This is a genomic window from Sphingobacterium sp. UBA7253 (genome assembly GCF_002472745.1).
Classification (GTDB): Bacteria; Bacteroidota; Bacteroidia; order Sphingobacteriales; family Sphingobacteriaceae; genus Sphingobacterium; species Sphingobacterium siyangense.
Window position 1 is genome coordinate 35,008 of sequence record NZ_DKSP01000194.1, and the last position, 708, is coordinate 35,715.

The following is a 708-nucleotide window of genomic DNA, read 5'->3' on the forward strand; positions in this document are numbered from 1 at the left end:
GACTTAAATATTTAAGTCAAATTTAGGAGAGATATCCCTTACATCCTTTAGCTGAATTCAGGGATATTTTAATTATCCTTCGACACTTTCGAGTAATTGCTTTTCATGGAGTTCAAAATATTCACCTCTTTTCTCCATCAATTCAGCATGTGTACCCTGTTCCACAATTTCTCCTTGATCCATCACCAATATATGGTCTGCATTCTTGATTGTCGAGATGCGATGGGCAATAAAAATACAGGTCTTGCCTTTCATGATGCGGCTTAGCGAACGGAGAATTGTTTCTTCTGTTTTTGTATCCACGGCTGAAAGACAGTCATCAAAAATCAATACTTTGGGTTCCTTAATTAAAGCGCGTGCGATGGAAACCCGTTGTTTTTGTCCACCGGAGAGGGTGATACCACGTTCCCCAACGGCGGTTTCAAATCCATCTTCAAAAGCTATAATGTTGTCGTATACAGCGGCATCTTTGGCGGCCTGTTCCACTTGTTCCTGTGTAAAGTGATCTAAACCAAAGCCTATATTATTTGCAATGGTATCTGAAAATAGGAAAACATCTTGTGGGACAAATCCAACTTGTTGGCGCAAACTTTTGAAATCAAGGTTTTTAATTTCAAGACTATCATAATGAATACTTCCTTTGTCGATATCATACATCCGAAGGAGTAAGTTGGCCAGCGTAGATTTTCCGGATCCTGTTTTTCCGAT

At 39.4% G+C, this 708-nt stretch carries 1 protein-coding gene; it reads right to left on the minus strand.

The genetic code is table 11. The features are described 5' to 3' along the window. Positions 1 to 72 precede the first annotated feature (72 nt). The coding region (locus B2X72_RS19560) for an ABC transporter ATP-binding protein (RefSeq protein ID WP_286851161.1) at positions 73 to 708 on the minus strand (636 nt) is incomplete at its 5' end.